The sequence below is a fragment of the Rufibacter latericius genome (assembly GCF_003721515.1).
Taxonomy (GTDB): domain Bacteria; phylum Bacteroidota; class Bacteroidia; order Cytophagales; family Hymenobacteraceae; genus Nibribacter; species Nibribacter latericius.
Map to the genome: position 1 here is coordinate 94,708 of NZ_RJJD01000021.1, position 12,033 is coordinate 106,740.

General features: G+C 52.2%; 9 protein-coding genes. 4 read left to right on the forward strand and 5 right to left on the reverse strand.

The genetic code is table 11. The features are described from left to right. The first annotated feature begins 48 nt into the window (after positions 1-48). A complete protein-coding gene (locus EFB08_RS20175) occupies positions 49-1,317 on the forward strand; it encodes a serine hydrolase (RefSeq protein WP_227006422.1) in 1,269 nt (422 codons plus the stop codon). A gap of 63 nt (positions 1,318-1,380) precedes the next feature. Here the strand turns inward: EFB08_RS20175 and EFB08_RS20180 are convergent, their stop codons facing one another. Further along, complete coding sequence (locus EFB08_RS20180; RefSeq protein WP_123128788.1) at positions 1,381-1,617, reverse strand: hypothetical protein; 237 nt, start codon at positions 1,615-1,617, stop codon at positions 1,381-1,383. A 221-nt stretch (positions 1,618-1,838) separates the two neighbouring features. Then, positions 1,839-2,840, reverse strand: a complete 1,002-nt coding sequence (locus tag EFB08_RS20185) for an MBL fold metallo-hydrolase (protein ID WP_123128789.1) — start codon at positions 2,838-2,840, stop codon at positions 1,839-1,841. 206 nt (positions 2,841-3,046) lie between these two features. Here EFB08_RS20185 and EFB08_RS20190 point away from each other — a divergent pair, with 206 nt between their 5' ends. From EFB08_RS20190 to EFB08_RS20200, 3 genes are read left to right on the forward strand one after another with little or no spacing between them, the layout of a single operon-like run. Continuing rightward, on the forward strand, positions 3,047-6,172 hold the full coding sequence (locus tag EFB08_RS20190; protein ID WP_123128790.1) for a SusC/RagA family TonB-linked outer membrane protein: 3,126 nt from the start codon (positions 3,047-3,049) through the stop codon (positions 6,170-6,172). 12 nt (positions 6,173-6,184) lie between these two features. Then, positions 6,185-7,645 carry a SusD/RagB family nutrient-binding outer membrane lipoprotein gene (locus tag EFB08_RS20195; protein ID WP_123128791.1) on the forward strand — a complete coding sequence of 487 codons (1,461 nt, stop codon included), beginning with the start codon at positions 6,185-6,187 and terminating at the stop codon, positions 7,643-7,645. 20 nt (positions 7,646-7,665) lie between these two features. Continuing rightward, positions 7,666-8,145: a hypothetical protein gene (locus EFB08_RS20200; RefSeq protein ID WP_123128792.1), complete on the forward strand. Its 480-nt coding sequence runs from the start codon at positions 7,666-7,668 to the stop codon at positions 8,143-8,145. A 167-nt stretch (positions 8,146-8,312) separates the two neighbouring features. Here the strand turns inward: EFB08_RS20200 and EFB08_RS20205 are convergent, their stop codons facing one another. The 3 genes from EFB08_RS20205 to EFB08_RS20215 form a co-directional block, all read right to left on the reverse strand. Further along, positions 8,313-9,545, reverse strand: coding sequence for a nucleoside recognition domain-containing protein (locus EFB08_RS20205; protein ID WP_123128793.1), 1,233 nt, complete (start codon positions 9,543-9,545; stop codon positions 8,313-8,315). A 318-nt stretch (positions 9,546-9,863) separates the two neighbouring features. Beyond that, on the reverse strand, positions 9,864-10,931 hold the full coding sequence (locus tag EFB08_RS20210; RefSeq protein ID WP_123128794.1) for a mandelate racemase/muconate lactonizing enzyme family protein: 1,068 nt from the start codon (positions 10,929-10,931) through the stop codon (positions 9,864-9,866). Further along, the gene (locus EFB08_RS20215) at positions 10,928-12,001 is read right to left on the reverse strand and encodes a DUF1611 domain-containing protein (protein WP_123128795.1); all 1,074 of its coding nucleotides are present in this window, start codon (positions 11,999-12,001) and stop codon (positions 10,928-10,930) included. The genes EFB08_RS20210 and EFB08_RS20215 overlap by 4 nt, the downstream gene beginning before the upstream one ends. Between the last annotated feature and the right edge of the window lie 32 nt (positions 12,002-12,033).

Here is a 12,033-nt window from a genome sequence, read left to right on the forward strand (position 1 = left end):
ATTTCTACGCATATTCGGCTTCAATCGTCTACATATCTCCTTCTCGCTATGAAAATGTCTTTCCTGGGGTTGGGCCTGCTGCTGCTGGGCACCACCCTCGCCTCGGCACAAGTTAAAACCGATAAATTCCTTTCTCAGCTTCTGGAGAAGCACCCCGACAAATTCAAAACCCTGCTGGAGCAGCCTGAGAAATACCGAATCCAGATTCTGTACACCCAGATAGACCGCGACAAGAACAACACTCCTTCCTTTAAGACGTACCGCTACCGGGTCAACGCAAACGAGTATTTCAACCCGGCCAGTACTGTGAAACTGCCCGCCTCGTTGATGGCGCTGGAGAAAATCAATTCTTTAAAAGTAGCGGGCCTCACCAAAGAAACCACCATGCTCACCGACAGTGCCTTCACCGGGCAAACCAAGGTGTTGCAAGATTCTACTTCGGCCAACGGTTTTCCTTCGATAGCGCATTATATAAAGAAGATCTTGGTCACCAGCGACAATGACGCCTACAACCGCCTGTATGAATTCATCGGGCAGGAACCCCTGAACGAAGACCTCAAAGCCAAAGGCTACAAAAGCATCCGGCTGCCAATTAGGTTATCCCGGTTTCTGCCCATTGAACTGGACCAGTACACCAACCCCGTGAGGTTTCTGAAAGATGGCAAAGTGGTGTACCAGCAGGGTCTGGTGAAAAGCGGAAAAAGTTACAAGAATCCAACCCCTATTCTGATGGGCAAGGGCAACATGACCAATGACGACAAACTGGTGATGGAGCCGCGCGATTTTGCCTTTTCCAATACCTTCGCCCTGGAAGACCAGCACCTCATGCTGAAGGCGCTGCTCTTCCCCGAGGCCGTACCAGCTCAAAACCGGTTCAACCTTACTCCCGAGGATAACCGGTTCCTGTACCAGTACATGTCCCAACTTCCGCGCGAGACAACTTACCCAGCCTACGACGAAAAAGAATACCCAGATGCCTTTGTAAAGTACCTGTTCTACGGCGGACCTACCCGAACGGAGAGAGTACCGGAAAACATCCGGATCTTCAACAAAATAGGACAGTCCTTTGGCTTCCTGACAGATAACGCTTACCTCGTGGATTTCGAAAACAAGGTCGAATTCATGCTCACCGCCACCGTGCACGTGAACGAAGACGGAATCTATAACGACGGCGTATATGAGTATGACACCATCGGGTTTCCGTTCCTGCGTGATTTAGGTCAGGTGGTGTACCAATATGAACGGCAACGCAAGCGAAAGCACCTTCCCGACTTGACCCGTTTTAAGCTCAATTATGACAAACAGGCCCAAAACTAACCTGTAAAGAAATGGCCCCGCCTGAATACCAGGCGGGGCCATTTCTTTTAAAAGGAAAAATACTTAGTGGCTTCCGGTGGAGCTTCCTTCTACATCTCCGCCATCCTCAGAGCTGATATTGCCTCTGCGACCACTGGCACTAGGGATAACCCCGGGACTGTCTTTGATGTAACTTGGATCATCGTTGACATCGGTGGGTAGGGGAAGTTTGCCCACTGCCTCTGGAACACGGCCAGCCTCTGCTTGATTACTCACTGTATTTTGGTTATTGTCCAGGTTCTTATTTTTCTCATTCTCCATATCAGTTCAGCTTAGGTGAAAAACTCGTTTCCCTTAATTACGGGGAAAGCAGCTCAACAGATACTCTTCCCGCAAGAACCCTCCACAAAACCACCCGCTGTAGAAAACTCAATTGTCTTTTAAGCCTCTTTTCAGAAAAAGAAGCCTAAAAGAAAGTGGCATTCTTTGCTAACCTTCTGTTCATCAAAACAAGCTTAAGCAATTATCCTTTGAACTCGGCTTCAGACCTTGTTGGAAAATAGAAGCGTCTGCCCGATATTCAGAATCTTCAATTTCCCGGGTATTTCGCCGGAAGCTTGTAGCTTTTCCAGCCAACGAACCGGTTCACTGATCGGCTCATCAGACAAATCGAAGGTGCCGTAATGCATGGGCACCAAAGTACGCCCTTTAAGATCTTTGAAGGCCTGCACCGCCTCGGCCGGATTGGTGTGGCTCTGCTGCATCAGGAAAGCCGGGTTATAGGCACCCACCCCCAACAAGCAGGTATCAATCTGGGGGAACAGCTTCTGGATTTCCTTATAATGGTGGTCATAGCCAGAATCGGCGCCGAAGTAAAGCGTGTGGTTGGGTGCCTGCACCATAAAACTGCCCCAAAGAATCTGATTATTGTCTTGCATGCCCCGTTTGTGCCAGTGGAAAGAAGGCAGGTAAAACACTTTAGGCTGATTCTGAGGTAAGGAAAACTCCTGGTACCAACCCGCTTCCTGGATAGAGATTCCGGGCAACCATCCCTGAATCAGGTCCTTCATTTTAAGGGAAGTGAGGACCGTGAAGGTGTGGGTTTTCCGAAGCATTTTGAGGCTGGCTTTGTCACAATGGTCAAAATGGCCATGGGAGAGCAGCACGTAATCAATTGGCGGCAATTCACTTGGCTCTACAGGAAAAGGCACTTTCCGCTTCAGGAGGGATACGCCGTAAAACAGCGGGTCTGTCAGAAAAGTGATTCCCCCCAACCGGATGAAAAACGTGGCATGGCCTAACCAGACCATCCCCTCCCCTTTCCCCTGAAGAAATGGCCTGGGGTCTTCCACGGTGGGCAGCCAAGCATCTTCTTTCTTCTCCTGCCTTTGGGTATTCCGGGTCAGTTTCCAACGAAGGGCCAACAGCATGGATTGGTTTCCCTGCTTGAATTGGTTCAAGAAACGGCCGTTCTGCACCGGGTTTCCAGCCCAGTTTGGACGAATGATGGGGAGATTTGGGTTAAGTAAAAATTCATCTGCCATAAAATAAAACTATACCAATAAAGCGAGACTCTAAGCGAGATCCAAGAATGAGAAAAAAAGATACCTATCATTCATGCAAGTAGCTTATTTATATGTACATACACTATAACCTTAGATGCAATTAAACCTTATCACCTATTGCATTTTAAGCCTATTTTTCTAAATTATAAGCAAAATCATTCTCCATATTACTAATCCAAACGCACATGAAAAAACTATACTCCTTGTTCTTTTTCTTTTGTGCATTCAGCTGCATGGAAGAACTGGCCGCCCAGGACCGACAAATCTCCGGGCGAGTCGTCTCTACCACAGACGGAACCCCGGTGGTGGGGGCCAGTGTGGTGGTAAAAGGCACCACCAGCGGCACTACCACCGATGCTTCCGGAAATTACGCCATAAACGCCCCTGCTTCCGCCACCACCCTGGTGGTTTCTTTTATTGGGTTCACCTCACAGGACGTACCCATCAGCGGCAGAACCTCTATTACGGTTTCCCTGGTGCCCGATGTCCAGCAACTGAATGAAGTGGTGGTGACGGCCTTCGGGCGGGAGCAGGAAAAGAGAACGCTGGGGTATTCGGTGCAGGAGGTGGGCGCAGAGGAGATTACCCAGACCCAGAACCCCAACGTAGTGAATGCCTTGCAGGGGCGCGTGGCCGGGGTTCAGGTATTAAGTACGGGGGGAACGCCTGGGGCTGGGTCCCGAATCCAGATCAGGGGCATCAACTCCCTCTCGCCCAGTGCGAACAATCAGCCCCTTTTTGTAATAGACGGCATTCCCATCAGCAATGAAACCTTGGCGGGAAACCAACTGCCTAGCGCGGGAACCGTGGCCACTGCCGAAGCCGGCGGGAACGAACAATCCTTTGCGTTCACCAACCGGGCCGCCGACATCAACCCCGAGGACGTGGAAAGCATGACTGTCTTGAAAGGTGCCGCGGCTACGGCGTTGTACGGGCTCAGGGCGGCCAACGGGGCCATCATCATTACCACCAAGAAAGGAAAAGCCGGTGCCACGATGGTGAACTTCAGCTCCAACTTCGGGATTGACAACATCAACAAGACCCCCAAATACCAGAAAAGGTACCGCGAAGGCCTGGGCGGAAGACTCCGGTACACTTCTTCCGGTGCCCCCAACCGTTTCCAGACCTTCGGCCCGCCCATCACCGATGACCCGTTCTTTGACAACTTCAAGAACTTTTTCCAGACCGGTACCCGCTATGACAACAACATCAGCGTATCCGGCGGAAACGAGAAAGCCACCTTCCACACCTCGGCTTCCCATTTCAATCAGGAAGGTATTTCTCCTAATTCAGACTGGAAACGCACCACGGTAAAACTGGGCGGCAACATCAACTTCTCTGAGAAATTCGCGGTGAACGGTTCTTTGAGCTACACCCAATCTGGGGGGGATAAAGCCGCCTCCGGGGACAAGGGCATCATGTCGGCGCTGAACTACCATACCACCACCTTTGACGTAAATGATTACATCAACCCCAACGGCACCATGAAGGTGTACTCGCCCGGGGTGATTGACAATCCCCGTTACCTGGCAGAACACAGCACCCTCAAAGATGACGTAAACCGCCTGATGGGGAACGTAGGCTTCAGCTACGACTTTTTGCCCTGGCTGCGGTTTAACTACAAGATCGGGGCCGATGTGTACAGCGATAACCGAACCCGCCTGGTACCCGGCCCGATTTTCCAGGGAGCGCCCACCCTTGACATTGCCGCCGGAACCGCGGGCTTCATCATTGAGGAGCGGGTCAATTACCGTGAAATCACCTCCAATGCCTTCCTTACCGCCGAGCACTCTTTTTCCGATGTCATGAATACTTCTATCATGCTGGGGAACAGCGTGGAAAGCCAGTTTTCTGACATCCTGAATACCCGCGGCGAGCGGTTCACCATTCCGCTCTTCTACCATATCTCCAACACCTCCAACCTCTATACCCGGAACGACATCTCGGAACGACGCTTGATCGGGGCCTTTTTCGATGCCAAAGCCGATTACAAGAACATCCTTTTCCTGAACGTCACCGGCCGTAACGACTGGACCTCTACCCTTCCCGTTGAAAATCGGTCTTTCTTCTATCCTTCGGTAAGTACCAGCTTCATCTTCTCAGAACCGTTGGGGCTGTCAAGTAACCGGATCTTCAACTTCGGGAAGATCAGGGCTTCCTGGGCGCAGGTAGGGAAAGACACCAGGCCTTACCTGGTAGGCACCTATTACGGTTCTCCGGCCGATTTTCCTTTCGGGGGAAGAAACGGATTTGCGGTGAGCACTACCATCGGGGACATTGAACTGCAACCAGAGAGAACCACTTCTGTTGAGTTCGGCACGGAGTTGCATTTCTTCCAGAGCCGCCTCACCCTTGATGCCACCTACTACCGGGCCAACAGTAAAGACCAAATTATTCCGGTGCCCACCAGCGTCACCTCGGGTGTTTTGAATTACGTCACCAATGCGGGCGAGATCCGGAATACGGGGGTAGAATTGCTCATCTCCGGCACCCCCCTCAAAATAAACGATTTCACCTGGGATCTGGTGCTGAACTGGTCAACGAACGAAAGCGAGGTGATTTCCATTACCCCAGCCGTGCCGGAGATCATCTTCCAGGACGACCGGGTCATCAACAAACTGGTAGTGGGCGGCTCGGCCGGAGATCTGTACGGCCGTCCGTTTTTGCGCGACAACCAGGGCCGTTTGATCATAGGGGCAAATGGGCTCCCCACTCTGGCACCCCTCGGGCCGAACGGATTACCGATCACTTCCACCATTCCCTACGTGAAAGTAGGCAACGCCCTACCAGATTGGCAGGGAGGCATCACCAGCACCATTACCTGGAAAGGCCTGAGCTTAACCGCGCTGCTGGAAATCCGGGAAGGGGGCGATGTGTACGATGTCAGCATGCGGAACCGGATCAGGAACGGGATTGACATCAGGACCGAGAACCGGTACGAGGAAATCATCTTCAACGGGGTAAACGCCAGCGGTGAACCCAATACCGTTCCCGTTGTCCTAGACGAAAACTTCTACCGGAACGGAAACAGCTTCAATGATGCCTCGGATGTTTTGCTGCAAGACGCTTCCTGGGTAAGATTACGCAATGCGCAGTTGTCTTATACCTTACCCACCAGCCTGGTAGGCAGAACACCCTTCAAAAGCGCCCGGGTCAGTGTGACGGGCAACAACCTGTTCCTGATTACACCCTATGAAGGCTTTGACCCCGAAACACCCAACTATGGGGCGGGCAGCAATGCCCTGGGATACACCGGCTATGGCATTCCGGCCACCAGAAGCTTTACGTTCGGTTTAAATGTCACCCTCTAATCTGCTAAGACCATGCTGAAAACTTCAAAAAAATATATTTCCGTAGGGTTGATGGCGCTGCTTCCATTGGCAGGTTGCGACTCTTTCCTGGACGTGAACGATGATCCCAACCGGGCCACCAGGGTCAGTTCAGAGGCGCTTTTGTCTCCCCTCATTGTTTCTACCGCCGATGCGCATTTCCAGCTGGGCCAGTACACCAGTTTGTTTGCCCAACAACTGGGTGCCTACACCGCTGGCCCTCAGATTGCCGACCGGCACATAGACGTACGTGCCAACCTTGCCTGGAACCTCTTGTACCTGAACAACCTGACCAATGCCAATCTGCTGGTGCAGCAAGCAACCGCTCAGGGTTCCCCCTATTATGTAGGCGTTGGTAAAATCATGCAGGCATTGAACCTGGGTCTGCTCACCGACACCTGGGGAGAGGTTCCATTTTCTCAGGCCTTCCAGGGCTCCGCTGATTTTACCCCAGCCTACGACCAACAGGAACAGATTTACGCCACCATCCACCAGTTACTGGACGATGCCTTGGTAGAGCTCCAGAAAACCACTTCGGCGGAACGACCAGGGGCCGATGATTTCATCTACGCTGGCGACATTCCTAAATGGAGGAAAGCGGCCAATGCCCTGAAAGCCCGCTACACCATTCACCTGGTGGAAAGACAGGGAACTGCCGCTGCCAATGCCGCGCTGGGGTATGTTGCCCAAGCTTTTTCGTCTAACGCAGATGATATGCAGTTGATTTACTCGGAACGCAACATCAACCCCTGGAACCGGAACATCGCCATCGGGATTACCACGGGTAACTTTATCGTGGCTCCGTCGGCAACCCTTATCAACCTCCAAAATGGCAACACCTACCCTGGTTTGGTAGATCCCCGCATGCCGCTTATGGCAGACCGGAGAACCAGCACCAATCCTTATTCGGGTATCCGGAACGGTTCTGGCACGGGAGGTAATACCGATATAACGGCTGCCACCTTCTACGGCAAATCCACTTCGCCCCTGCTCATGGTGACCTACAGCGAGATGAAATTCATTGAGGCCGAGGCTCGGTTCCTGGCCAATGGCGGCACCCGCACCTCGGTGGGATCAACTGAGGAAGCATACCAGGCATACCTGGCCGGAATCAGGGCTCACATGGAAAAACTAGGAGTGCAACCCGCGGATATCACCTCTTACCTCAGCCACCCTCAGGTTGCCGTAGGTGCCGCCAACCTGACCTTGTCCCTGATCATGAAGGAGAAGCTGATTGCGCTATACCTCAACCCCGAAGCCTGGGTGGATGTGCGCCGGTATGATTATGATCCGCAGATCTATCCAGGCATGGCCTTACCAGAAGGGCATAACCCGGCTTTGAGTGGTCAGTTCATCCGGCGGGTACTCTATCCCGAAACCGAGGCGGCCCGCAACGCCGATGAAGTGGCAAAGGTGACGAAAGGTTTGGCCGAAAAAATGTGGTGGGATCTATAATCAGTAAACTATCTACTCCAATGAAAAGACTTTCTATCTATACTTTCCTGCTGGCTTTTGGGACTCTTTTGCTCACGGCCTGCTACGATGAACCCGACTTCATCAAAGACAACACGACGCCCACGGGCAAAGGAAGCGCCCCGGTGAGTGCCAATGACCTCCGCGACCTCAGCACCAATACCAGTATCTCTACCTCCAACAACGCCAGCACTTCTCAATATACCGCTGGCACGCAGATCAGGTATGAACTCCAGTTCTTTTCCCAATCGCCGGTGAAAGAGATTAACGTTTACGAGACCGTAGGAGCCGGCACCCGTACCAAGGTTTCCACCTACCCCTACGTCCCGGCTTTCTCTCAAACTGACCGGACTGACACCCTGATTGTGACTTATACCGTACCTCAGGCACCGGTAGGCACCAACGTAAAAATTGAGACCGAAGTACTGAACCAAAACAACCTCAGTGTACTGAGGACTCTCTGGATCAGGTTGAAACCATAAACCTCTGGCTTTCTATTCTGGGGCAGTTTTTCCAAAAACGGCCCAAAAGCAAGTTGCTCAACATGTAACTTACTTCAAATAAAAGAGCCCCTGCAAGAACTAAATCACGTTCCTGCAGGGGCTCTGCGTTTTAGTTAAGTTTTTTAAAAGGACCTTATAAATGCCTGTTAATGGAAGAACAGGTAGGCCAGCCAGATAGCCGCCACAATCCCGATCAAATCGGCGATGAGGCCACACACCACGGCATAGCGGGTTTTACGGATTCCCACCGACCCGAAATACACGGCCAGAATGTAGAAAGTAGTTTCCGTTGATCCCTGGATCACCGCTGCTACGTTCCCCACGAAAGAATCAACGCCGTAAGTTTTCATGGCATCCACCATCAGGCCACGGGCTCCGCTGCCGCTCAATGGTTTCATCAAGGCCACCGGCAAAGCAGGCACAAAATCAGTGTTGAAGCCCATCAGGCTGAACAAAGACCCGATGCCCTGGACCAGAATATCCAAAGCGCCTGAAGCCCGGAAAACCCCAATGGCCACCAACATGGCAACCAGATACGGAATAATGGAAACCGCCACGCCAAAACCTTCTTTCGCCCCCTCTATAAAGGCTTCGTACACGTTTACTTTCCTCACCAACCCCAGCCCAATAAAAGAGATGATCACTGAAAACAAGATGATGTTACTGGCTACTGAGGAGATGGTGGCAATCTGCTCTTGTGAAATGGTGCTGAAATAGTAGATCAAACCACCGATCAAGAGGCCCAGCGTTCCCAGGTAAAGGATGACCACTTTGTCCAGGAGGTTAATGCGCTGATAAATGGCTACGGCCAGAAGTCCGCCCAGGAGCGAGAAAAAAGTACCCAGCAGAATAGGAATGAACACAGCCGACGGGTCTACAGAGCCCATTTGCGCCCTAAATACCAACACGCTGATCGGGATTAAGGTTAGCCCGGCGGTATTGAGCACCAGGAACATGATCTGAGCATTAGAGGCGGTGTCTTCGCTGGGGTTCAGTTCCTGCAGTTCTTTCATGGCTTTCAAACCAAGTGGCGTGGCGGCATTGTCCAACCCCAGCATGTTCGCCGAGAAGTTCATCAGGATAGACCCAAACACCGGGTGGTTTTTGGGAACTTCGGGAAATAGCCGGTTGAAAAACGGACCTACCGCTTTCGCGAAAATAGCAATGATGCCGCCGCGCTCCCCCACTTTCATGAGCCCAAGCCACAAAGTCATGACGCCAGTCAGCCCCAACGATATCTCGAAACCGGTCTTGGCACTGTCAAAGGTGCTGGCCACCAGCTTCTGGAAAACCTCTACGTCCTGAAAAAAGATAAGCTTGAACAGAGCAATGCAGAAAGCGATGATGAAGAACGCCGCCCACAGGTAATTTAAAATCATGCGAGATGAATGAGTGAATGGATGATAGGCAGAATGAGGGTTTGAAGTCTGTCAAGAGGTGAGACACCGCTTTTCTCTGCCCCTAATTCAAGCAAAACTGTCCGAAAGATACACAGCCGAAAAATAAAAACCGCAGGTCCATTTTTCCAGATCTGCGGTTTTAGTTTGTCGGCTTTCTACACTAGATTACTTTCAACCAGCCTTCATAGAAAGATGAATCTCCCTTTTAAGGCTGATTTCCAGAAAATAACCTTAAATTGGTAATGGAAAAGCTGTTTTAAGGACATTTCATGCTAATAAGGCCTATAACTCAGCCACTCAAATCCGATCCACGCCCAGACCAGGTTTTCCATTGGGCCGCATGACGCCGTTTTCCAGCACAAACCCTCCGGAAACCACATCGCGGGCCAAATCCAAGCTGCCGTCCAGGTCAATGTAGCGGGTGTTGGCGCAGGAGAAAGCGGCGTGCAAGGCGGCGGAAATGCTGATGATGCTCTCGTCGTTACAGCCCCACATAAGGTTTATGCCTGCTTGCTGCGCAATGGTGGCAATCTGACGGGCGGCAAACACACCCCCGCTTTTCATCAGCTTGATGTTGTAGATCCCGCAGGCGCGCGGCGATTGGGCGAGGTGAAAGGCATCCAGCGGCGACAAAAGGGATTCATCAGCGGCCACCAGGTCTTTCACGGCATCGGGCAGTTCCCGCAGGTCATCTATCATGGGGGCGGGCAGCGGTTGTTCAATCAATTCAATGTCCAGGGGCTGGGCTTGGGTACAGAACGTGGCCAGATCATAGGAAGTCCAGCCTTGGTTCGCATCTATCCGGAGGTTGATTTTGTTTCCGTAAGTTTCCCGAAGCTTTACCAGACGTTCAAGGTCCCGTTCAACCGTTTCGCCTACTTTTACTTTAAGGTGCGTAAAACCACGCCCCACGTACTCCTCGGCCTCAGCCAAGGTCTCTTCCACCGATTTTATCCCGATGGTGATGGAAGTTGGCAAGGCTTCCAAGCGCTGCCCCAGGAAAGTCACTAACGGAACTTCCAGGTACTTGCAGAAGACATCATGCAGGGCAATGTCCAGGGCCGCACGGGCGGCGGGGTTACCGGGCAGCCGCAGGGGCAGTTCGGCGCAAATAGCTTGGAAGCTCCGGGTGTCCTGTCCAATGAGCCACTCCAGGTTCTCTGGTTGAAGGGCAGCCATGGTCTCGGCCAGCTTCTCTCCTACTACTTCGGAACTGGGATTTCCTGCCCCAAGACCACTCAAACCACTCTCAGTGACAATTTCCACCACCACGTTCTCTACCGCCGAAACGGTTTTAAAGGCAATGGTATACGGACGGGTTAACTCCAGATTGATTTTCCAGACGTGGATCTCCTTAATCTTCATACGGTGGTTTTCTCTTGCTCCAGAACTTGTTTGACCAGGCCGATGATGGGGGCCACGCCTTCTTCCAGCGGAAGGATTACGGGTAGATTTAGCTCCTCCTGGTATTGTTTCTGGTACTGCCGGGCTTGTTCCAGGGTTAAGCCAGCCGTGTTCAGGGTTACGGCCAGCACCTTGGCCCCATACAGCTCTATCAACTGGATTTCGGTGGACAAAGGCGGGATCTTAAAGCCCAACTCCTCGTTGTCGTCATAATACACACGGGCAGGAGCGTGTTGGAGCACTACGTATTTAACCTTTCCAGAAACCAGGTACTCAGAACCGCAGGGTCCGCTGGGGTTGCGCAACGCGGCCTGGCCTTCCACGAAAAAGACATCGGGTTGGTGCTGTTCGTAGCTAGAGACAATGGCGTGCTCCAGTTCTCCAGAGACAAAATCATTGTAGGTAGAATCCAGGATGAAGCCGGTGCCTCGGCCTTGCATCCAACCGGTTTGGCCGGTGAAGATCATCTGGGCTTTGAGGCCGGCGGCTTCGGCAGCCTGGGTGAGCAAGCGGGTGGTGGTGCGTTTCCCCATCCGAACATCGGTGCCGAGCACGGCAATGCGTGGGGCCGGAATGCCTTTGATCCTGCCGGTCCAGAAATGTAGCTCGCTTTTGGGTTTGGGCTTGCGCACATCAATCAACTGCACGCCGTTTTCCTTCGCCAGAGCCGCCAGATCGGGCATATCGCTCAGATATTCGTGCAGGCCGCTCACTACGTTCATCTTCTGCCGGATAGCCTCAATAATGGTCTGTTTCATGCTGGCCGGCAGTTTCCCACCCTTCGGGGCGATGCCCACCAGGCAATACTGAGCGGTTTCAGGGCTGTTTTCCAGAAATTGGGCTAAATCTGCAAAAATAGGGATATGGCGTGTTTTCCCGTCTACCACCTCACCGGCATCCTGCCCCGCCGACTCGGCATCAATCACACCCACGATTCTGAACCGCTCGGTGCCCCTGATGAGCCCATGTGCGGTTTTGGCAGGATACTGTTTCAGTAGCCCGTCTGTTAAGATAATGGCATTTCCGTCCATTGCTGTAAATGGTTTGAAAAGGAGATGTACTT